At 70.3% G+C, this 19,784-nt stretch carries 19 protein-coding genes and 1 pseudogene; 10 read left to right on the top strand and 10 right to left on the bottom strand.

The window, feature by feature from the left end; translation table 11 throughout:
• Positions 1-64: 64 nt before the first annotated feature.
• Entirely contained in the window at positions 65-595 is a 531-nt protein-coding gene (locus Pflav_RS47155; protein WP_269474459.1) for a winged helix-turn-helix domain-containing protein, read from the bottom strand.
• A 226-nt stretch (positions 596-821) separates the two neighbouring features.
• Between Pflav_RS47155 and Pflav_RS04990 the strand changes: the two are divergent.
• From Pflav_RS04990 to Pflav_RS04965, 7 genes and pseudogenes are all read left to right on the top strand, one after another.
• Positions 822-2,126: pseudogene (locus Pflav_RS04990) on the top strand (flavin monoamine oxidase family protein); the annotation flags it as partial.
• Positions 2,127-2,266: 140 nt separating this feature from the next.
• On the top strand, positions 2,267-2,662 hold the full coding sequence (locus Pflav_RS48485; RefSeq protein WP_415624373.1) for a flavin monoamine oxidase family protein: 396 nt from the start codon (positions 2,267-2,269) through the stop codon (positions 2,660-2,662).
• 254 nt (positions 2,663-2,916) lie between these two features.
• On the top strand, positions 2,917-3,729 hold the full coding sequence (locus Pflav_RS04985; protein ID WP_173034097.1) for a peptidase inhibitor family I36 protein: 813 nt from the start codon (positions 2,917-2,919) through the stop codon (positions 3,727-3,729).
• Between the two features lie 139 nt (positions 3,730-3,868).
• Positions 3,869-4,624, top strand: coding sequence for a hypothetical protein (locus tag Pflav_RS04980; RefSeq protein WP_173034095.1), 756 nt, complete (start codon positions 3,869-3,871; stop codon positions 4,622-4,624).
• 65 nt (positions 4,625-4,689) lie between these two features.
• Positions 4,690-5,058, top strand: a complete 369-nt coding sequence (locus Pflav_RS04975; protein WP_173034093.1) for a MarR family winged helix-turn-helix transcriptional regulator — start codon at positions 4,690-4,692, stop codon at positions 5,056-5,058.
• Positions 5,039-5,422, top strand: coding sequence for a helix-turn-helix domain-containing protein (locus Pflav_RS04970; RefSeq protein ID WP_173034091.1), 384 nt, complete (start codon positions 5,039-5,041; stop codon positions 5,420-5,422). Before Pflav_RS04975 ends, Pflav_RS04970 begins: the two co-directional genes overlap by 20 nt.
• A 103-nt stretch (positions 5,423-5,525) precedes the next feature.
• Positions 5,526-6,521, top strand: a complete 996-nt coding sequence (locus Pflav_RS04965; protein ID WP_173034089.1) for an NADPH:quinone oxidoreductase family protein — start codon at positions 5,526-5,528, stop codon at positions 6,519-6,521.
• Between the two features lie 179 nt (positions 6,522-6,700).
• On the opposite strand, the gene Pflav_RS04960 is transcribed toward Pflav_RS04965, so the two are convergent.
• On the bottom strand, positions 6,701-7,441 hold the full coding sequence (locus Pflav_RS04960; RefSeq protein WP_197937964.1) for a LysR family transcriptional regulator: 741 nt from the start codon (positions 7,439-7,441) through the stop codon (positions 6,701-6,703).
• A 94-nt stretch (positions 7,442-7,535) separates the two neighbouring features.
• Between Pflav_RS04960 and Pflav_RS04955 the strand changes: the two genes are divergently transcribed.
• Positions 7,536-8,276 carry an SDR family oxidoreductase gene (locus tag Pflav_RS04955; protein WP_173034087.1) on the top strand — a complete coding sequence of 247 codons (741 nt, stop codon included), beginning with the start codon at positions 7,536-7,538 and terminating at the stop codon, positions 8,274-8,276.
• 29 nt (positions 8,277-8,305) lie between these two features.
• Here the strand turns inward: Pflav_RS04955 and Pflav_RS04950 are convergent, their stop codons facing one another.
• On the bottom strand, positions 8,306-8,932 hold the full coding sequence (locus Pflav_RS04950; protein WP_173034085.1) for a TetR/AcrR family transcriptional regulator: 627 nt from the start codon (positions 8,930-8,932) through the stop codon (positions 8,306-8,308).
• 116 nt (positions 8,933-9,048) lie between these two features.
• On the opposite strand from Pflav_RS04950, the gene Pflav_RS04945 reads away from it, so the two are divergent.
• The gene (locus Pflav_RS04945) at positions 9,049-10,077 is read left to right on the top strand and encodes an aldo/keto reductase (protein ID WP_173034083.1); all 1,029 of its coding nucleotides are present in this window, start codon (positions 9,049-9,051) and stop codon (positions 10,075-10,077) included.
• A 72-nt stretch (positions 10,078-10,149) separates the two neighbouring features.
• Here the strand turns inward: Pflav_RS04945 and Pflav_RS04940 are convergent, their stop codons facing one another.
• Together Pflav_RS04940 and Pflav_RS04935 are read right to left on the bottom strand one after the other, a co-directional pair.
• The gene (locus Pflav_RS04940) at positions 10,150-13,413 is read right to left on the bottom strand and encodes a S8 family serine peptidase (protein WP_197937962.1); all 3,264 of its coding nucleotides are present in this window, start codon (positions 13,411-13,413) and stop codon (positions 10,150-10,152) included.
• An 87-nt stretch (positions 13,414-13,500) separates the two neighbouring features.
• Positions 13,501-14,448, bottom strand: coding sequence for a serine aminopeptidase domain-containing protein (locus tag Pflav_RS04935; RefSeq protein WP_173034081.1), 948 nt, complete (start codon positions 14,446-14,448; stop codon positions 13,501-13,503).
• A 276-nt stretch (positions 14,449-14,724) separates the two neighbouring features.
• Between Pflav_RS04935 and Pflav_RS04930 the strand changes: the two genes are divergently transcribed.
• Positions 14,725-15,381, top strand: a complete 657-nt coding sequence (locus Pflav_RS04930; protein ID WP_173034079.1) for a hemerythrin domain-containing protein — start codon at positions 14,725-14,727, stop codon at positions 15,379-15,381.
• Positions 15,382-15,433: 52 nt separating this feature from the next.
• Here Pflav_RS04930 and Pflav_RS04925 read toward each other — a convergent pair whose 3' ends face one another.
• Genes Pflav_RS04925 through Pflav_RS04905 form a run of 5 tightly spaced genes read right to left on the bottom strand, consistent with a single transcriptional unit; the run spans position 15,434 to position 19,539 of the window.
• On the bottom strand, positions 15,434-16,045 hold the full coding sequence (locus Pflav_RS04925; RefSeq protein ID WP_173034077.1) for a hypothetical protein: 612 nt from the start codon (positions 16,043-16,045) through the stop codon (positions 15,434-15,436).
• Positions 16,042-17,331 (bottom strand): hypothetical protein, encoded by a 1,290-nt coding sequence (locus Pflav_RS04920; RefSeq protein ID WP_173034075.1) that lies wholly within the window; start codon positions 17,329-17,331, stop codon positions 16,042-16,044. Before Pflav_RS04920 ends, Pflav_RS04925 begins: the two co-directional genes overlap by 4 nt.
• Complete coding sequence (locus Pflav_RS04915; RefSeq protein WP_173034073.1) at positions 17,328-18,125, bottom strand: ABC transporter ATP-binding protein; 798 nt, start codon at positions 18,123-18,125, stop codon at positions 17,328-17,330. The genes Pflav_RS04920 and Pflav_RS04915 overlap by 4 nt, the downstream gene beginning before the upstream one ends.
• Positions 18,126-18,139: 14 nt before the next feature.
• On the bottom strand, positions 18,140-19,030 hold the full coding sequence (locus tag Pflav_RS04910) for a hypothetical protein (RefSeq protein ID WP_232070993.1): 891 nt from the start codon (positions 19,028-19,030) through the stop codon (positions 18,140-18,142).
• Positions 19,030-19,539: an RNA polymerase sigma factor gene (locus tag Pflav_RS04905; protein WP_232070992.1), complete on the bottom strand. Its 510-nt coding sequence runs from the start codon at positions 19,537-19,539 to the stop codon at positions 19,030-19,032. Before Pflav_RS04905 ends, Pflav_RS04910 begins: the two co-directional genes overlap by 1 nt.
• Between the last annotated feature and the right edge of the window lie 245 nt (positions 19,540-19,784).

The following is a 19,784-nucleotide window of genomic DNA, read 5'->3' as shown; positions in this document are numbered from 1 at the left end:
CGCAGCGACTAGCCGAACACGGCCCCGTCCGGATCCACCGGGCGGGGCCGCCGGCTTGGCCGGATCACCGCCCCACGAGCCGCAGCCCGACACCGCGTATGACGTCGACGGTGGCCGCCGCTCCCACCTGGTTCAGCTTGTGCCGCAGCCGTCGCACCACCGAGTGCACGTCCGAGCCGCGACCGGCGTACTCCTCGCCCCAGACCTCGAGATGCAGCCGCTCGTAGGTCCAGATCCGTCCCGGCGCCCCCAGCAGGCGGGTTAGCACGTCGTGCTCCAGCCGGGTCAGGGGGACCTCGCGTTCCAGCCACTGGAGCATCCGCCGGTCGGGGTCGATGTTCAGCTCCGGGATCGGTGCCGCGACCGCGGCCGTGCGGGAGTCCACAAGTCCACCCGCCGCCGCGGGCAGCCTTCCGGTCGCCTCGAGAAGCTCCCTGGCGGCCTCCACGCTCGCCACGATGAGCAAGGCCTCGGAGTCACCCAGCAACTGCGCGAGCGCCTGGCGCTCGGCCAGCGACGACGCGATGCCGACAACCAACGACACCGCCACCCGCCGCTGCCCGCCGGCGGGTCCGTCCACATTAGTCGCCGCCACCACTAGGTCCTCGTTCTCGACGATTGAGCGCCCACAGTGGACGGCCGTTCCGGACGCGAGCATTCTGCCCTCGCGGGATCGACAGCGGATGGACATCAGCTCTACGCGATGGGCGTGACCTCGCCGTCGATCGGACGTCGATGTGACGAGTCTTCAATTTCTTTCGACTCGTCGTGCAAAGAGACGGCGGCGCGAGATCAAGTGAATACGAAGGGACGGTCACAGCGTGACGGAGCTGAACAGAATCGACGACACGCGGGAGCGCACCAGCGTGCGGCTCGCCCGTGAGCTCCTGCTGATCGGGCCGGACGGGACCGACCTGAAGCTCGAGTACCTCAAGACGCTCATCGACCACGGGCTGCCGCAGGCTCGGCGGGCACTGCGGGTGCTGGTGATCGGTGCTGGCATGGCCGGCCTCAGCGCCGCCCACCTGTTGCAGGATGCCGGGCATGACGTACGGGTCATCGAGGCGAACGCGAACCGCCTCGGCGGCCGGCTCAAGACCTTCCGGCACGACCCCGCACGCGGGGTCAGCTCGCCGTTCGCGGACCCGACACAGTACGCCGAGGCCGGCGGCATGCGCATCCCCGACACCCACCCGCTCACGCTCGCGCTCGCGGACAAGCTCGGCCTGCGGCGGCGCCCGTTCTACAACGTCGACGTCGACCCGCTGGGCTCCGGACCGGCCGTCGTCCCACCCGTCGTGTATCGGTCGTTCACGGGAGAGGTATGGCGCAACGGGCCGGACCTGCCGGACCCGGTGCACCCCGTGCCGGCGTTGATGAGCTGGATCGACGTCAACGGTCACCGGGTGCGCCGGGCCGAGTACGCCGTTGACCCGACGGCCGTGAACGCCAGCTTCGGCCTCGGACCGCACGCACGGCAGACCGCCGGTGATCTCTTCGACATCGCGCTCGCGCCCGCGCACGAGTACCACTCCACGAGGTCCACCACGGGATGGGTTGAGCTGCCTGCGGCCGGGCGGGTCGAGGGCTGGGCGCGCCTGATCGACGACTTCGACCACCTCTCGATGAGCCAGTTCCTCACCCGGCACGGTGGCCTCGACGCGGCGGCGGTCGACGCGATCGGTACGCTGGAGAACATCACGTCCCGGATGCCGCTGTCGTTCATCCACAGCTACCTGACCCGCGCGATGATCAACCCTGGTGCCCGCTACTGGGAGATCGAGGGCGGCAGCTGGCGGTTGCCGTACGCGCTCGCCGGCGCCTCGGGCGTGAAGATCGAGCTCGACCGCCAGGTCGTGAGCATCGAGCACTACGACCCCGCCCGCCCGCACGCGCCGTACGCACACGTCAGCGCGGCCGGACCCCAGGTGTGGCTGCGCGCGACCACGGAAGACGCCAGCGAGGTACACGAATTCACGGGCGACGTCGCGATCGTGACGGTGCCCTTCGCGGCGCTGCGGCACGTCCAGATCGAGCCGTTGCTGTCGTACCCGAAGCGCCGGGCGATCATCGAGTTGCACTACGACTCGGCGACAAAGGTGTTGCTGGAGTTCAATCGCCGGTGGTGGGAGTTCACTGAGGAAGACTGGAAGCGCGAGCTGGAAGCCGTCCGGCCCGGCCTGAACGACCACTATCAAGCGACCTCGCCTTGGCCCGCTGATGCGATCGTCGGCGGCGGCTCGGTCACCGACAGCCCAACCGGTTCGTGTACTACCCGTCGCATCCGGTGCCAGGCAGCCCTGGTGGAGTGGTCCTGGCCAGCTACACCTGGGCCGACGACGCCCGCCGATGGGACTCGCTGCCGGACGAGGACCGCTACGAGCAGGCCCTGCTGGGTCTCTGCCAGCTACATGGCGAGCGCATCCGCCCCTTCTTCACCGGCCGCGGCGCTACGCAGAGCTGGGCCCGCGACCCGTACGCCGCCGGTGAGGCGGCCGTCTTCGCGCCGGGCCAGTTCACCGAGCATCATCCCGCCATCCCGACAGCCGAGGGCGCCCTGCACTTCGCCGGCGAGCACACCTCGCTCAAGCACTCCTGGATCGAGGGCGCGCTCGAGTCGGGTGTCCGCGCCGCGCTGGAAGTGAACGCGCTCACCGTGTGAGCGCACTCGTTGAACTGTCCCGGAAGTCCGCACGTCCCTGGGGTGCCAGCCATCTGGTTGGTACCACAGGAAGGAACGACGTTGCGCAAGCTGACTTTTGTCGGGTCACTCGTGGCGATCTGGCTCGCCGCCGGTTCGCTGGCCGCGTGTAGCGCGGATCCAGCACCGTCGGGCGTCACGCCCAGCGCCGAGCCAGGCGCTCCGGTCGCTGTGGGCGCCGCCCCGGCGGCCCCGCAGTTGACACCGCATTCGACTTGGACCTGCCCGAAGACCTGGACGCAAACCCCGAAGACCCCACTGGAGACTGCGACAAGGGCCAGGTCTGCGTCTTCTCCGGACCCAACTTCAGCGCGGAGAAGTACGTCCTGCTGGAAGGGTCGAGGCCGGTAACCTTCACGGATCTCACCGTGCACACTTTTCCCAACGGCGAGCTGGTCAACGACCGGATCGTCTCGATCCGCAACCGGTCCGACCTCGCCTGCCTCTTCACCGCGAACAGCCAGGACGGCAATCCCGCCATGGCGGACGTGGACACCCAGTCCGGGGTGCCGTGGGAGAACGTCGGTGGCTTCCAGCTGTTCCCCCGGACCAAGGAGTCGGACCTCTCCCGGTTCAGGCTGACCAACGTCTTCTCCTCGGTCGTCTGTCAGGCCGAGCCCCTTCTCGACGACTCCGGCCGGCCGGTCAAGCCCCGGCAGGACATCGACCCCGACTTCGCGTGTGCTGACGGCAAAGTCTGCGGGTACCAGAACAACGAGTTCAACGGCCAGGCGTTCGTCTTCCACAGCCTGGCGCAGCAGCCGTTCAACGTCCGCGACTTCGAAGGGCTCGTGTTCCCCTCGGGCACTCCCTTGGACGGCAACCTGAGGTCCTTTGTCAACAACACCGACCGCAAATGCGTTCTCTCGGCGCTACGCCAGACGGGCGAGCCCGGCCCGGTGTCCTTCCGGCTGCCGTCCGGTACCCACTGGACGTACAGTTCCTTCGACGTGGCTATTCCGCCCGCTTCGCGGACCAAGCTGGAGGGCTTGCCGCTCAGCACCAAGGTCGCGGCGATCCACTGCTGACGGGCGGCCTTGGCCGGCGGAGTCCCCGGCTACCTGCCCGTCTATCGCCTATCAATCGAACGTCGGTGGCGATGGGCTATCTGTTCACTGTTGGCTCATCGCCGCTGTTTCCGTCTGACCACGCCTTGGAGGCGCCCGAGTGAACGTCGTGACCGCGAGCGGGCACCCACGGACCCACCTCGCCCCCGCGCACCGCCGCCCCGCGCGCAGGGGAATGCACGTACTGCTCAGCGCACAAAGCGTGATCATCATTCTGGTGTCGGTGAACCGGCTGAGCGACGCCACGACCGGATTCGTGGCCAGCAACGAGTTCCTGCGCTGGGTGGACCTGAACAACCTCATCCTCGGCGGGGCCTCACTGTTGGTGCTCTACCTGCTGATGCGACAGCTGGAGTACGACTCGCCGCGGCGGGACGGTACCGGCCACCGCTGGCTGGGTTTTGTCTTCCAGCTCGGTGCTTACCTGTACTCCGCCTCGTACGGCCTGCACGAGGTAACGAACTACCTGAACAACAGGTTCTGCGCGGCCGGTGACACCGGGCGGCAGTGCGAGATCATCGCCTTCAACGACGACGAGTTCTCGCACTACCTGTTCTTCGTCGGCTTCATGGTCATCAACGTGGTGGTCATCCTGACCCAGATCGTGTTTCTCGACGACCGGCGGCCGAGCGGGGTCGACAATGCCCTGCTCGTGTTGAACGCACTCTTCATCGCCGCGGGAATCGTGGCAAACCTCGGCTTCGAGAAGATCGGCCTCGACCTGTGGGTCGTCGCGGCCGTGGCGGCGTTCACCGTCGTCCTGCTCGTGCGTCGCCCGAGCCAGCCGATCCTGCGGTACTACGGCATCGCATACGTCCTCGGCTTCGTCGGGGCGCTCGTCGCCCAGCTGGCATGACGGCGAACGGCAGCGCGCCGGGGACTCGGTCGCTCCTCCTGGGTCTGGCGGCTCTGGTGGCGCTCATGCGTCACGAGGCGGAACAAGCGTTCGCGGAGATCGACCTGTCCCCCGCTGAGGCCCAGACCCTCGTACGGCTGGATCCGGACTTGCTCCTCACTCGCTCGGAACTCGTCGAACGACTTGGCATCGAGCCGTCGAGTCTCGACGTGGTGATCAACGCGATGCGGCAGGGTGGCCTTGTCGTGTGGAGCAACCGGCTGCCCGGCTCGAAGTCGGCGGTCCTGGCGATGACCGACCTGGGACTCCAGCGGCGGCGGGAAGCAAGACTGATCTTCGAGGTTTCGCCTGTACTCACAACGCTCAGCGCGGAGCAGGCGGACAGGCTGCGCGACCTGGTATGGCTGGCCATCGATGGCTACCGCACGCGCTGACGAGGGCGACCGCCAGCTACGCCTGCTGGTGGGGGTAGACGCCGCACTGCTTCCCCAGGTGGACGCGGCGTTGCTCAGCGTCTGCGGGCTCACCCGGCCGCAGTTCAATGTGCTCGCCTGCCTGATCCAGCAACCGGCGACCCCACTGTCCGAGGCAAGCCTTCAGCTCAGCTTGCCCACGCCGACGTCCCGCGCCGGCTTACGCCTCCTCGTCGAGCACCTGGAGGACTTCAGCCTCGTACGGCGGCTGTTCACGGCCGGGAACCGGAAGGTCCGCATCATCGAGATCACGGCACACGGCCGAGAGGTGTACTTCGAAGCGGTGGACGCCTACGCGCGGGTGATCCAGGGCTGCGAACCCTGACGACGCCGCGGCGTATATCCGGCGTCGACTCGTCGCATACGTCGGGCCGTCACGCTCGTGCGAAGGCTCCATCGCCGGTCCGACAAAACCCGAAAGGCACAGGATGTTTTCTGGCAAGGCTTGGCGCGCGATCGACTTCGGGTCCCCAGGCGACGTACTCCGGCTGACCGATGCCACCTGGGACGCCCCCACCAGCGGCCGGGTTCTCGTGAAGGTCAGCGCGGTGGGTCTCGGGTACCCCGATGTGCTCATCACATCCGGCACGTTTCCGTTCGCGAGCGTGCTGCCGGCCGAACCAGGCCAGGAGGTGGCCGGTGAAGTGGTGGCGGCGCCCGAGGGATCCCGGTTCGCGGTCGGTGACCGGATCCTGGGCTTCGCTCCGTTCCTGGAGGGTGTCGGCGGGCTCAGTGAGTACTCCTACGTCTGGGAGTTCTTCGCCCGGCCCATCCCCGCGGGCATGACCGACGAGGAGGCGGCCGGCTTCCTCATCTCGTTCAAGACGGCGCATCACGCGCTGGTCGACAACATCACGCTCGTACCCGGTGAGACCCTCTTGGTGCTCGGTGCCGCGGGCGGCTCCGGCGCGGCCGCCGTCCAGCTCGGAAAGGCCCTGGGGGTGACGGTCATCGCCGCGGCGAGCAGCGCCGAGAAGCGGGCCTTCTGCGCCTCCATCGGCGCCGACCACGCGGTCGACTACACGCACGGGGCGTTCGCCGACGAGGTGCAGCGGCTGACCGGCGGAGCAGGGGTGGACGCGGTCTTCGACCCGGTCGGCGGCGAGCTCGGCGTCCAGGCCAGCAAGCTCCTCGCACCCGGCGGCCGGTTCATGCTCGTCGGATACGCGGGCGGCTCGTTCCCGACCATCGACCCGATGGACCTGTTGACCCGCAACGCCAAGCTGGTAGGCGTGCTGGGCGGGGCCTTCGCCTCGCTCAACGTGGACGCCGCGGCGATGGACCGCGTGGCTGACCTCGCCGCCCACAAGGAGATCCGGACGCCGCTGGGCACCGTGTTCGGCTTCGACGAGGCCCCCACCGCGATCAGCCGCATCGCCAACCGGACGGCCATCGGCAAGTCCGTCATCCGCGTCGCCGCCTGACCGCCCCAGCGCTCACGCCTCGCCCGGTAGCGGCAGATGATCTGGTACGACCACCAGGTATCGCGACACGAGCTCGATGAAGGCGGCCGTGAGCGGGTCCGGACGGTGCCGGGTGAACGCGGCAACCGGCCGCCGCACCGCCGGCCTGGGAAACACGATCGTGCCCGGGTCCGATGGACTCAGCAGGTTTGCCGGCACGAGAGCCGGACCCAGGCCGGCGGCGGCGAGGCGGGGGCGGCGCTGCTCTGCGCGGTACGGACCGCTACCCGCGGGGCGAAGCCAGCCGCCGCGCAGGCCGCATCCACCACTGTGGAGAGTCCGTTGGCGGGCTCGTAGTGCACCCAGGCCCGGTTGGACAACGCCCGCAGGTCCAGCCGGCGGCCTGGCCCCGGCCCCTCTTCTCCGGCCGGCAGCACCACGACGAACTCCTCGACACCCAGCTCGCGCAGTGGACCGGTCCACCCCTCCGGGCGCGGTGCCACCGCGACGTCCGCGGCGCCAGCCCGCATCGCCTCCACCAACCGGTCCAGGCTCGCGAACTCGGTGAGCCGCAACTCGACCCCTGAGTGCCGGCGCCGCCACTCCCGCACCACCGGCAGGAGCGCGGCGAGGGTCAGCGACTGCACCGCCGCCACCCGCAGCTCCCCCGCGTCCAGGTTGGCGGCGCGGCGGCCCAGCTCGCGGACCCGCTTGACTTCGGCGAGCGCCGCCTGGGCAGCCGGTAGCACGGCCCGGCCGACCGGTGTGAGGACCGCCCGCCGCGGCTGCCGCTCCAGCAAGGCGCCGCCGACCACCCGCTCAAGCTCGCGGATACTGCGCGAGAGCGCCGGCTGGGTCATCAGCACCCGCTCGGCCGCGGCGGTGAAGCTCCCGCACTCGACGACGGCGACAAAGCACTCCAGCTGCCGGACAGTTGCCATGCACTCAGCTTATGGCTTGGCGGCGATACCGGCATTGGACGCATGCCAGTAAACCCAGCGAGAGTGGAGGCCGATCGAAATCTGGAGGCCAGCCATGTCCCAACCCACAGTCAACGTCGCACTCGCCGACCGCAGGATCGTGATCGTCGGCGCCGGCTCCGGTATCGGCCGGGCCATCGCCCACGCCGCCGCCCGGGCCGGAGCCAGCCTCGTGCTCGCCGGCCGCGACCCCCGCAAGCTGGAGTGGACCGCGGGCGAGGTCGGCGCGCACGCGAAGGTGGATGTCGCCAGCGTCGACCTCGCCGACAACACGAGCATCGCGGCACTCGCCGACCGCGCCGGACACATCGACCACCTCGTCAGCACCGCCAGCGCCGCGGCGAACGGCCCGCTGGCCGCACTCACCCCTGCCGCGGTCGAACAGGCCTTCGCCGCCAAGGTGTCCGGACCGCTGTTCCTCGCCCAGCACTTCGCCGAGCGGATCGACCCGGCCGGATCGATGCTGTTCTTCTCCGGCGTGGTCGGCTGGCGCCCCGCGCCCGAACGGGTCGTAATGGCGACCGCCAACGGCGCGCTAGGTCATCTGGTATCGGCGCTCGCCGTCGAGCTGGCGCCCATCCGGGTCAACGCCATCTCGCCGGGCATCGTGGACTCCGGTGCCTGGGACGGCATGGGCGCGGACAAGGCCGGCTTCCTCGACTCCGTCGCGCGCCGGCTGCCCACCCGCCGCGTCGGTACGCCCGCGGACCTCGCACACGCGGCACTGTTCACTCTCACCAATCCGTTCACCACCGGAACCGTCCTGCACGTCGACGGGGGCGGACGGCTCGCGTGAGCCACCCGGCGGCTTCGGCTATGTCGAGATCATGAAGGCCGCCGGAAGGCGCCGTACCACCAGATCCGTGCGAGCTCGGCGGCGAAGGAGTGGTCACCGGTGCCGTCATCGGCTCGGATGTGCTGCTCGATGGCGCGCGTCCCGCCCCAGACGATGACCCGTGCGGCGGCAGCCGCTTCGACGTCCGCGGGCGTCCGGCGCTCGGCTTGCTCGTCGCGAAGTTTGCCGACGACGTTGGCCTCGAAGTCGCGCAGCTCCGAGTTGTAGAAGTCCTGGACGCTCGCGTCGTAGGCGGCCACCTCGGCGAACGTGGCCAGGACCGGGAAATGCTCGCGATGGAACGCGATTATCTGCCTGAATGCGTTTTCGAGCCCGGCGAGTCCACCATCCGGGCCTTCCGGGCTCCAATTCGCGGTGAATTGGTAAAGCCGCTGCCGGAATGTCTCGGCGAGCTTGGACAGGATTTCTGACTTGTCACGGAAGTGGGCGTAGAACGTCGACCGGGCGATCCCCGCCTCGTCCAGGATCCGCTGCACGCTGATCTGCGTGTACGTCGACCCTTGGGCCAGCAGCCGCCCGACAGCGGCCAGGATCTGGGCCTCGACGGCGGCCCGGCGGTCGGCCCCGGACGGACCGCTGCGAGTGATCGACGGCATGCGGGCAAGTGTAGGCAGCACCCTCCCGAGCACTTCACCAGCCTGCCGAACACTCTGTTGTACAGCGTGTTCGACAGGCCCGGTGACACCGGGCGCCCAGCAACCGGAGGAATCTGATGGAGTATCGCGAGCTCGGACGGACGGGCGTTTTCGTATCGGCCGTCTCGTTGGGCACGATGACGTTCGGCGGAAAGTCGAGCCCGATCTGGAGCACCGTCGGCGCCCTCTCGCAGGACGAGAGCCAGCACCTTGTCGACGCGGCACTGGACGCGGGCGTCAACCTCTTCAGCACCGCCGACGCGTACGGTGACGGCGAAGCCGAGGAGATCCTCGGGCGCACGCTCGGCAGCCGCCGCGAGGATGTGCTGGTCAGCACGAAGGTCGCGATGCGGGTCGGCAGCGGGCCGAACGAGTTCGGGGTGTCCCGGCTGCACGTCATGCGCTCGATCGAGCGGAGCCTGCGCCGGCTCGGCACCGACTACATCGACATCTACATGATCCACACCTTCGACCAGCACACCGCGCTCGAAGACACCCTGACCGCGCTTGACGACGCGGTACACCAAGGCAAGATCCGCTACCTCGGCGCCAGCAACATCGCCGCCTGGCAGGCGATGAAGGCGCTCGGCGTCGTCCAGCGGCTGGGGCTGACCGGTTTGGCCGCGCTGGAGTCCTACTACTCGCTGGTCGGGCGGCAGATCGAGGCGGAGATCCTGCCCATGGCCCAGGACCAGCACATCGGCCACATCACCTACAGCCCACTCGCCGGCGGGCTGCTGTCCGGCAAGTTCGACCGCACCGGTACCACCGACGAGACGGCACGCTGGGCGAAGGCGCAGCAGCCACCGGTGGACATCGAGCTGGCGTACAGCGTCATCGACGCCCTGCGGGCAGTGGCTCAGCGGCACGGGACCTCCGTGGCGCGGGTGGCCCTGGCCTGGGTCCTGGCCCGCCCGGGCGTCACGAGCGTCTCGCTCGGCGCCAAGCGGCCCGCGCAGCTCGCCGACAACCTCGGCGCGCTCGACGTGCGGCTGGAGCCGAAGGACATCGAGGAGCTCGACGCCGCCAGCGCGCCAGCAACCCCCGCCTACCCGAATTACATGCAAGACCAGTACCTGGCGTTCATGCGCCCCGCCTCGGCATAGCGGAATCAGGGGGAATCCCCTCCGGGCGTAACGGGCCTTGTGCCCCCGCCACGCCCGGAGGGGTGCCGCCCACTACCCGATGCGGTACGCCCGGATGATGGTCTGCGACACGGTGTTGCCACCGCGATCGGTGGCCTCGCCGCGGAGTGAGACGAAGCCGGCTCCGGACGGGTGGGTGACCCTGGCCGTCCAACCGGCGCCGGTACGCCGCAGCGGCGCCCGGTGCCAGGTCACGCCGTCGTCGTACGAGACGTCGACGGTGATCTCCCGCACCGGGCCGGCCGCCGATCCGGCCTGGGCCTGCACCGTGACCGGGATCTCGAACCGCCGCCCGGCCCGCGCTGTGTGGTGCGGGTCGAGCGCGGGTGTGAAGCGGACGACGGAGACAGGCATCTGCTCGCCGTCCGCGCCGGTGGAACGGAAGCTCCACTCCGCGTCGACCCGGGTGCTCAGCCCGCCGAGCCCGCCGCTGTCCCGCGTCACGAGCCGGTAGGTCGCCGGCCCCGGCGGCGTGGTGAAGAAGCCGCCGCCGGAGAAGTCGGTCTCGCCCACCAGCTCGCCGTCGCGGAAGAGCGCCGAGTAGGACGAGTCGACGCCGACCGAGCCGGTGTGACCGTCCCGGTCCCCGTACAGGGGGATGAAGGCGTTGACGTTTTCGCCGGTCCGGGACACCCAGCCGCCCTCGATGGGAGGTATCGCCGGGCCGTACGGTGCGCCGGCCCAGCTGTCCCGGTTGTGGCTGCCCGCCCGGTACTCACGCGTGCTGTCGGCGAAGATCCCACGCGACTGCAGGAACCCGGACTCGTCACGCGGTCCGAACTCCAGGAAGGTGCTCCAGGTGGAGCCGGTGGTGTAATACTCCACGCGGCTGCCCGGCGCGCTCGTGGGAATCGGCCAGGCGGCGCCGGCGGAACCCGTCAGATCTGGGAAAACGCTCCGCTGGGCGTACTCACCGGGCGGCACCGCGGCGAACCGCTGGTGCACCGTAGCGAGTTCGGACTTGCGGTAGTGCTTGCTGAAGCCGGTCGGCAGCCGGCCGGCGAACGCTTCGGCCAGTGCGTAGAGGTACGGGCTGTCGGCGAACGTGCCGTCCGCGCTCGGCCGCGCCCACTGGCTGACGATGTGTGCCGTGAACTCGTCTGCCGGCCGCGGCTCTCCCAGGAACTCGGTGGAGAGTCCGTCGAACGTCGGGCCCACCTCGGCGTACGGCGCCCGCAGCCCGTCCTGGCTGAACGACACCTCGGCCAGCACGCTGTCCGCGTCGGGTTCGGGGACGGTGACCGTGATCGGACGCGCGCGGCGGCTGTCGATCGTGATGGCCGTATCCGCCGTCAGGTCCAGCAGCGCCTGTACGTGCAGTGAGCGGTCGTAGCCGCCGTCGGCAAGGGGCGTACCGACCACCGCGGTGTGGTTGTAGCGGCCGCGCGGGAGACGAATGGTGACCTGATCGCCAGAGATCGTCGGCGCGAACACGTCGTCGGAGTCGAGCGAGAAGAAGAGGGAGAAGTTGTCCGATGTCGGCGCCCCGGCACCGTCCACGAACGACACTCGCACGTCGAAGCTCTCCATCTCCCGCTCCACGCCTATCGCGGTGCTCACGCTCGTTCCGGTCGCGCCGTCGGTGGCCAGCACCTGGCCGGAGTAGAGGCCGTCCGGGCCGTCACCGTTGGTGTCCGCGGTGACCGTGACCTGCGCCGATCCATGGGCCGGTACCGTGATCCGGTCCGCGGCGAGCTGGAACATCCCCTGCGGGGCGGGCCTGTTCTCCGGCCCGAGCGCCTGGATATGCAGATCGAGGACGCGATCCGCTGGCCCGTCGTTGTGGTACGTGATGGTCCGCGCCACCGGTTCGTCGTCGTTGTGCGGCCACAGTGTCCGTCCGAAGGAGACACCGACCGGGACGGCGGTCACCGTCTGGGTGATGGCGCGGGCCACGTCGACCCGGCCGGCGCCCTGCGCGAAGCCGCTGATCTCGGCGCTCGCCTGGGCGGAGGCGGTCAGCGTGCCCTTGAGCCGCTCGGCCGTCCACTCTGGATGCTGCTGGGCCAGCAGCGCCGCCGCCCCGGTGACATGTGGTGCCGCCATCGAAGTGCCGGACATGCCCACGTACCCTCCGGTGCCGGCCCCGGCTGCCACGATGCCGACGCCGGGCGCGCTGATGTCCGGCTTCATGCCCGTGTCACCGACCCGCGGACCACGGCTGGAGAACCCGGCGAGCCGCTCGTCCTGGTCGACGGCACCGACCGCCAAGGCGGCGTCGGCGCTGGCCGGAGAGGCGACCGAGCCATCCATCCCGGCGTTGCCGGCGGAGACCACGAAAAGCGTGCCGTATTCGGCGGACAGCGTGTTCAACGCCTCCTCGACCGGGTCGATGTCGGGCCCGTCGCCACCGCCCAGGCTCATGTTGACCACGGCGGCGTGCTTCTCGGCAGCCGCCCAGGTCATACCCGCGATCATCGCGGACTCCGCGCAGCCGCGAAGGCCGCAGACCTTGCCGGACAGCAGCGTCGCGTCCGGCGCGACGCCGCGGTAGCGACCGCCGGACGCGGCTCCACTACCGGCGATGGTGGACGCCACGTGCGTGCCGTGGCCGACCTCGTCACCGTCCGCCTCGTCGGTGAAGTTGCGCTGGTCGGCGACCTTGCCGGCCAGGTCCGGGTGACCGGTGTCGATGCCGGAGTCCAGCACCGCGACCGACACTCCCCGGCCCGTGAAGCCAGCCTGCCACGCCGCCGGGGCGCCGATCTGCGGCACACTGCGGTCAAGCTGGACGGACCGCTGTCCGTCCAGCCAAACCCGTCCCGCGCCGGCCCGGCGTCGCACCTCATCCCAGAGCGCACCGGCCTTTGCCTTCGACGCCTCCATGGCCGCCGCGCCGATGGCGGGGAGCACCCGCTTGGCGCTCATCCCGGACGGCAGCGACCTTGCCGCGGCTGCCGGCCCAGCGGGGTCAGCCACGATCAGCGGCAGGCTGTCCCGAGCCCCGTCCTGGTACCCGGCACGGACGAGGCCGATGACGTCGAACAGCCGCCGGTCGAGCCGCCCCGCCTGGACCAGGCGCTGGGCGTCGTGCGGGACGACCATGAGCGCGCCGCGGTCGCGGTAAACACTGAACCGCATCCCCTCGCGCCCCTTGCCCGGCCGCACCACCGGACGATCCTCTTTGGACGAAAGGATCGTCACCCGGTCACCGGTGACAAGCGTGACCGTGTGGGCCACCGCTCCCGGGTCCCGGGTGGCGGCTGCGCCGGCTGGCGGAGCCGCCGAGGCGGGCGGCGCCACGCCGATGACCAGCGCGGCGCAAAACGCCGCCAGAATTTTTCGCTTCGAGTACAACCGATACCTCCCGCGTTTCCGTCTGGACTGCGCGGAAGGGCGTCAGACACCCGAAGCATGTCACAACTAAATAGATGGATGGAAGAGTCAGCCCGCCGTGCCCTCGTAGAGTTCCACGTAGAGGCGGTAGATATCGGGCTGGCGATCCGGCGGCACCACGTCCGGGTCGAGGATGTCGTGGTCCAGGCCGAAGCCGGCGGGAAGCTCCCGCGTTTCGATGGAGGCTTTCGGATTCACCTGCGCGAGCGCCGTGGGCACGTCGAAGGCCACCCGCCGGTCGATGAGCTCGTCGTTGGGCGATACCACGGCGGCGACCGTCCGTAGCACCGGGCACTGTGGACGGTCGGCGTAGTTGAACACGACCCGCTGGTATTGCGCCAAGGCGCGGAACGAGAATTTCTCACCGGTGATGCGATCCGGCACGAGGCCGAAGCCGAACAGCAGGGTAAACGGTCGCACCGCGAAGGCCGGCGCGCGGCTCGCCCCGGGGCGGTAGAAGGGCGAGAGCACGAGAAGCCGGGCGACCGCGTCCCCGCGGTAATGCGCCAGCCAGGTCGCCAGCACGCCGCCACCGGAGATACCGACGATGCCGGCTTCGACACCGAGACCGGCGACGATGTTCATGCCATCGTTGGCGTACTCGACAAGCTCCTCCGCCTTGATGTCGTTGGAGGCCGTGTCGTCGACCAGGCCGTGCCGTGACTCCCTGGGGACGTAGACGTTGTAGCCACGCTTGAAGAACTCCTGCGCGAGCGCGTCGTACGCCTTCGGGCAGGACCGGTAGCCGTGAAGCAGCAACACCGCCTTTGCCGTCCGCTTCCCGTGCGACAGCAGTTGGGTGCGGCACTGCCTGGTCACCATGCCGTCCGCCGTGTCCGCCAGCACGGCCCGCTGGGCCTGCTCCTCCGCGGCGGTGAAGTCCAGCGTCGTGGCCGTCGCCTGCTGCAGAGCGCTGCGCTCCAGTGGCCACAGATACAGCGCCAGCACCGCGACCGACACGAGCGTGACGAGCCCCGCCAACACGCCGACGACCACGCGTGTCCACCGGCGCCGCAGCACGGACCGGTGCCGAGGCGGCTCGTTCTCCACCGGCCCCTCCGCAAGGCTCAACCGCACGCTGTCCGCAGCCACCCGGCCACCCTCCCTATCCGTGAACGGCCGTACGGCCGCCATGTGGTCCAGATCGCATGAAGCATGTGGCGCTGCCGTAGACATCGGATCTACAAGCACTCGCCGTGCCGGGCGTTGAACCAGGTCCCGCTGGCGGTCGTCTCGTTTCTGGACGAGCAGTCGCCTGGAAGGAGCACTCACATGGCTACTCGAAGCTCACCGGAGAGCCAAGGCTCGCGCATGTACAACGAGCTCATCGCCGTACACACGATCATGCGCCGCGGATCGGGTCTCATCACCAACGCGTACGACGCACGCGCCGCCGGCAAGCCGGTGGACGCCAAGACCCTGATCAGCACCAGCCGCTGGTTCGTCGGCTTCGTACATCATCATCACCAGAGCGAGGACGAGCTGTTCTGGCCGGTGTTGCGCCGCCTCTTCCCGCAGGCGGTCGCCAGCCTCGACGCCCTCACCGCCGAACACGAGGTCCTGGACGAGGAGCTCGACAAGCTCGCCGCGGCGGTCGACGCGCTGCGCGCTGGTGCCAGGGCGGCCGACGCCGGGCTGCGCTCCGCCGAGCGGATCGAGGAGGTGCTCCTCAAGCACCTCGACGCCGAGGAGCCGGTGCTGCAGGAGCTGTTCCAGCAGGTCCCCGACGACGACATCATCCGCCTGCGCAAGGCCATTGTGGACGGTGCGCCGAAGACCGGGCCGCACCTGGTGTTCGGCCTCATGGTGGATCCCGAACGGGTGCCGGGCTACGCCGACATGTCCGCGAACTTCCCGGGCGTCGTACGGCTTCTCCGCCGGCCCCTTCTGCGGCGCTACGACAAGGTCAAGCTCGCGCTCGGGCAGTGACGCCGCAAGGCCCCAGTCGTACTCACGACTGGGGCCGCGGCGGGCGTGCTGATCACGCCCGCCGTAGCCCTGCCGGGCCGGCCAGGATGTAGCTGGCCGCACCGGACACGGCCAGCAGAGCCGCGGTGGTGGCCGCCGTCCTGGCATCGGCGGGCTGCAGCATCCAGCTCAACACCTGTCCGGCTCCGGACGAACGCGGACCCGCGACGACGGCCAGAAGAGTCCAGGCGGCCGCGGGACACCAGGACAGCCGCGATCCCGTGAACGACGCACAGAGCGCGGTCACGCCGATCAGGCCAAGGGTGTTTCGGACGAGCTCAGCGGTGGTAGCCAGTGAAGGACCGGCGAGATCGACCGCGAGGAGCAGGAGCACCACCGCGATCGTGCCGGCCACCAGGTGTACGGTCCGGCGTGGCCACCACCTGATCGCGGCGGTGTGCTCCAGGACGGCGTCCGCCGAGCCCAGCGTGGTGCCGACGAACGCCACTCCGAGCAGTGCGGCGCAAACCCCGACGACGGCCGGCGCCGTGCTCGACGGGCCGGCGCTGGCGTTCGCCAGCACCCCGACAGCGAGCATGGTCACCGGCAGGAGAGCAGCCGCCGCCGGTACTTCACGGGCCCGCAGGTACAGCAGCTCCCATCGGGCCCATCCCGGGCCGCTCATCGAGGCGCGCCCGTGGTGAGCGCGGTCAGCGGGTCGCGGTCACACCGCACCTTCGCGGTCCGGTACGCGGCGAGCCGGGCGAGCTGTTCGGGACGCGGCAGTGCCTTCAGCTCCGACAGCGTCCGCTCCCCCAGCCGGCCGTACTCGTCGGTGGCCGGTCCCGCCGGGCGGCCGGTCACCCAGCCGGTGGCCGCCTGATCCGCGGCGACGTCCCGCTCGAATCCCCATGCCGGGTCCGGACAGGACTGCGTTCCGGCACCCTTCAGAAGGATTGTGCGCAGCCCCGCCGGCGCCGCCTCGAACCGGCCCGTGGCGTTCAGCCGGAACCGCAGATCGACGACGAGAACATCGGTGGTCCGTTGTGGAGCGACGGGTGCCCAACCCAGATCAGTGGCGACAACGCGGGTGGGCGCGTTCGGGATCGGCGCCAACGTACGCAACGCCTCCCGAGCCGGCTCGGTCAACGCCGGCAGGACCGCCGCGTGTATCCGGGGTGCGCACACGCGCGGCTCGCCATCCGCACAGACCAGCGTCGCCCCGTCGGTACTGACCACGAAGGCGGTCGCGGGTGCCACGGCTGACGACACACCAGCGGCGGCGAGTGCCACCGCGGCCGCGAGTGCCCGAGCCCAGACCGTCGCCGAGGCGACCAACAGCAGGGCGGCCGCGGCGAGCCCGCCAAACCACACGCCCTGCGCGGCCAGAAACTCCGGCGCCACCGTGGCCAGATCGCTCGGCGTGGCCAGCACGGGCAACAACACGCCGTTGTCGAGCCGGCTCAGCATCTGGCCCAGGAAGCTGAAGACCAGCAGCGTGGGAGGGGTCAGCACCGACGGCACCCACCGGCCCACCGCCATCCCCAGCCAGGCGGCGGCGACGAGCGCCACCGCGCCTACCGCGACGACCACCGGCCACTGCCCGCCGGCGTAGCTGGCGTACGGCGCGACCTGGACGGACCCGCCGGCGAGGAGGGCCGCGTAGGCCACGAGCACGCCGGCGGCCATCGCCAGCGCGACGGGCAACAACCGCTGCGGGTACGGCCGCGCGACCGTGCCGAACAGCTCGGTGACCCCCGCGCGCCGGTCGCGCCCACCCTGCCATGCCCCGGCCGCCAGCGCGACCGGGACAAGTGCGAAGAGCAACGCCCGCATCAGGTACGCCAAGCCGCTCCACCGGGCGGTCCACTCGTCGGCGAGCAACCACAAGAGCAGCGCGCCCACCACGACCGTGGCAGCGGCCAGCAGCAGCGCGCTGGAGCGCCGCAACTCGATGCGAAACGCCGTCATCGTGCCGCCACCACCCGTGTGCGGTGCTGCCGCAGCAATGCGGTGTACCCGCGCTCGACCGCGCTGTCGCCGGAGTCCTCCCGGCTTCCCGCGGCCGCGAGCTGGTCGACAGAGCCACGGAACGCGACTCGCCCCTCGTCGATGATGGCCACGTCGGAGCAGGCGGCGGCGATGTCCTCGACCAGGTGCGTAGAGACGATCACGCAGGTCTGCGCCCCTACGTCGCGCAGCAGCGCCCGAAGGTGCACCCGCTGCTCCGGGTCCAGGCCGACGGTCGGCTCGTCCAGCAGCAGCACTTCGGGGTCGTTGACCAGGGCCTGCGCCACCCCGACCCGTTGGACCATCCCGCCGGAGAGGGTACGCATCCGGTGCCCGGCCCGGTCGCCGAGCTGGACCCGCTCGATCACCCGCTGCGCGGCGCCGGGTATGTCCGCGGCCGGCATCTCCTTCAGCCAGGCCACGTACTCGACGAACTCGCGAACCGTGAAGCGCGCATAATAGCCGAACCGTTGCGGCAGGTAGCCGAGGCGGCGCCGGACCGCCCGCAGATGGTGCCGGTCGCCGCTCGGCCGGCCGAGGATCCGCAGCGACCCGCCGGTGGCCGGCGATGCCGTCGCCAGGACCCGCATCAGCGTCGTCTTACCAGCGCCGTTGGGGCCCAGCAGGCCGTGCACGCCGGCACCGAACGTCAGGTCCAACCCGTCGACGGCGATCCGGCGTCCGTACCGTACCGTCAGCGAGCTGGCGCTGATGTGCCATGCCTGATCCGGCGCGGGCTGCTCCGGCAAGCTCATCGAATGGCCTCCTGTCATCGTTCGTTCTCGTACCGAGCGGTGTTCTGGATCGCTTCCGGCGGCCGCGGCGCCAAGCCCGTGTGATAGGCCTGCCGGCGCAGTACGACGACGGCGGCGGCCAGCACGGTGACGAGCGCCCACAGGGGCATGGCACGGTGGGCCATCGGCGGCGGCATGCGCTCGGTCACCACGGCGGGGATGACGGCCAGCACCAGCCAGCCGCCGCCGAGCACGCCCGCGGCGGCCGGCAGGCCCACGGCGCTGCCCAGCGCCAGAGTCAGGGTGGTGAAGGCCACGCAGGGCAGCAGCCAGCGGGCCGGTGAGGTGCCGGTGACCGCGCCGAGCACGAGCAGCAGCGGTAGGACCACGGCCAGCATCGCGGTCGTCCGCTGCAGGACCATCGCCAGGCCGGCGCGCGGGGAGGTCGCCACCAGTTCGTGTACCGGATCGACCTGCGGCCCCCAGCTCGCCGCTACCGCAAGCAACGGCGCCACGGGCGCGAGTAGGAGCAACAGCGGTGGGTTCGCGGCACCGGACCGCCGCGCGAGCAGGTCGAAGCCGAAGCTGATCACAATGGTGAGTACGCTCATCGCGAGCCATGGCAGCGCGCTCGGCGCGGCCCACCGAGCCGCCCAGCCCACGGACCTCCGGCGTGCCGCCGGCGGCGCTTCGGCGGCGACCTGCGCCGCGAGCCGCTCCCCCACACGGTTGATCAGGCCCGCGGTGCCGGGGTCCCGCTCGTGGACAAGCGTCGACAGTCGCGCCCGGCACGGCGCACAACGATCCAGATGTACTTCGATCCACATCAGCTGCGCCGAAGCGTCGGTCACGTACCGGCTCAGCTGTTCCTCCGTGGCGTGCCCGCCAGGTTGGTTTGCCGGCCGCGGCGCCCGTCGTGCCACCATCACAGTGCCTTTCTCAACGCGATCCGAGCCCGGCGGGCGCGGGTCTTCACGGTCCCCTCGGGCAGTCCCAGCGCGGAGGCGGTCTCCTGGACCGTCATGCCGTCGATCGCCATCGCCGTGATCACCTGGCGCAGTTCGGGCGCGAGTTCGGCCAGGGCGACGCCGAGCTCGCCGCCGACATCGCCCGCCAGCACGACGTCCTCGGCCGAAGACGTGACAAGCGGCTCGGCGGCGGCGTCGGGGATCGCCGCGGTACGGGCGCGGCGGCGGAACGCGTCGACCAGGCGCCGCGCGGCGATGGTCCACAGCCAGCCGACCGCGCTGCCGCCCACCGCCGCTCCCGAGTAGGTGTGGGCCGCTCGCCACACCGACAGGTAGGTCTCCTGGAGCACGTCGGCGACGATGTCGTCGTCGGCGCAGCGCCGCCGCAGCCGCACGGTGAGCCACGCGGCGGTACGCCGGTAGAACTCATCGAACGCCGCTGTGTCGCCGCGGGCGACACGCCGCACGAGGTCTTCCTCGCTGGCGGTCGCCGGGTCCCGTTTCACACCCGGCTAGACGACCTGGCCCGGGACGCGGGTTCTCGACTCGATTGTTACCCCGGTCACAACGGCGCCGGCCCTGCTTCGGCCGGGCGCGGTTCCCCTGTCGGGGAGATGTCGTAGTCGCGTGTGCTGCCGTCTTCGCTGCCGGGGGCTCACGATTTCCGCCGCCGGCGGGCCCGACGGTCCAGCCAGCTTCCGCATCAGCTTGA

It is taken from the genome of Phytohabitans flavus (assembly GCF_011764545.1).
GTDB lineage: Bacteria > Actinomycetota > Actinomycetes > Mycobacteriales > Micromonosporaceae > Phytohabitans > Phytohabitans flavus.
The sequence above is the reverse complement of the archived record's forward strand: the minus strand, read 5'-3'. Positions and strand labels throughout refer to the sequence as shown.

Coding starts and splice junctions, on each gene's coding strand:
- Pflav_RS04975 (WP_173034093.1), top strand. CDS start 4,690: ATGCGTCACGAGGCGGAACAAGCGTTCGCGGAGATCGACCTGTCCCCC.
- Pflav_RS04970 (WP_173034091.1), top strand. CDS start 5,039: ATGGCTACCGCACGCGCTGACGAGGGCGACCGCCAGCTACGCCTGCTG.
- Pflav_RS04965 (WP_173034089.1), top strand. CDS start 5,526: ATGTTTTCTGGCAAGGCTTGGCGCGCGATCGACTTCGGGTCCCCAGGC.
- Pflav_RS04960 (WP_197937964.1), bottom strand. CDS start 7,441: ATGGCAACTGTCCGGCAGCTGGAGTGCTTTGTCGCCGTCGTCGAGTGC.
- Pflav_RS04955 (WP_173034087.1), top strand. CDS start 7,536: ATGTCCCAACCCACAGTCAACGTCGCACTCGCCGACCGCAGGATCGTG.
- Pflav_RS04950 (WP_173034085.1), bottom strand. CDS start 8,932: ATGCCGTCGATCACTCGCAGCGGTCCGTCCGGGGCCGACCGCCGGGCC.
- Pflav_RS04945 (WP_173034083.1), top strand. CDS start 9,049: ATGGAGTATCGCGAGCTCGGACGGACGGGCGTTTTCGTATCGGCCGTC.
- Pflav_RS04930 (WP_173034079.1), top strand. CDS start 14,725: ATGGCTACTCGAAGCTCACCGGAGAGCCAAGGCTCGCGCATGTACAAC.
- Pflav_RS04925 (WP_173034077.1), bottom strand. CDS start 16,045: ATGAGCGGCCCGGGATGGGCCCGATGGGAGCTGCTGTACCTGCGGGCC.
- Pflav_RS04920 (WP_173034075.1), bottom strand. CDS start 17,331: ATGACGGCGTTTCGCATCGAGTTGCGGCGCTCCAGCGCGCTGCTGCTG.
- Pflav_RS04915 (WP_173034073.1), bottom strand. CDS start 18,125: ATGAGCTTGCCGGAGCAGCCCGCGCCGGATCAGGCATGGCACATCAGC.
- Pflav_RS04910 (WP_232070993.1), bottom strand. CDS start 19,030: ATGGTGGCACGACGGGCGCCGCGGCCGGCAAACCAACCTGGCGGGCAC.